The sequence below is a fragment of the Pantoea sp. Taur genome, from assembly GCF_009830025.1.
Lineage (GTDB): Bacteria > Pseudomonadota > Gammaproteobacteria > Enterobacterales > Enterobacteriaceae > Pantoea > Pantoea communis.
This window is the reverse complement of sequence record NZ_SZZZ01000068.1, coordinates 1-450: the sequence shown is the minus strand read 5'-3', so window position 1 is coordinate 450 and position 450 is coordinate 1. Positions and strand designations below refer to the sequence as shown.

At 52.2% G+C, this 450-nt stretch carries 1 protein-coding gene; it reads left to right on the top strand.

The features are described 5' to 3' along the window. A partial coding sequence (locus tag FD744_RS25275; protein ID WP_160870042.1) for a transposase occupies positions 1-450 on the top strand: 450 nt, incomplete at both ends.

Below are 450 nucleotides of genomic sequence, written 5' to 3'. Positions count from 1 at the left end.
GTCCGTAGCTTAGGGGCCGGGCAGGAGTTGGTGGAATTACAGCTGTCGCCGCAGGCGAAGAAAAAATGGCAGGGTGCTGCAGACACACTGACGGCAAGGCTTATCAGCAAAGAACTCAACGGAAAAAAGGTTCAAATCCTGACATCGATGTGCGATCCGCTGAGATACCCGAAAGCGGATGTTGTGGATTTATACAGCCATCGCTGGGAAATAGAGCACGGCTTCCGCGAGATGAAACAGCACCTGCTGAATAATGAGCTGACGCTGAGAAGCAAAAAGCCAGAACTTGTGCGTCAGGAGCTGTGGGGTGTGGTCCTGGCCTATAACCTTCTGAGGTTCATGATGGCGCAGATGGCGTACAGCCTGAAAGGCGTGGAACCTTATCAGATGAGTTTTAAGCAGTCCGCACTGTATCTGAGAAGTCATCTGAGCCTGCTACCGGGCATCTCA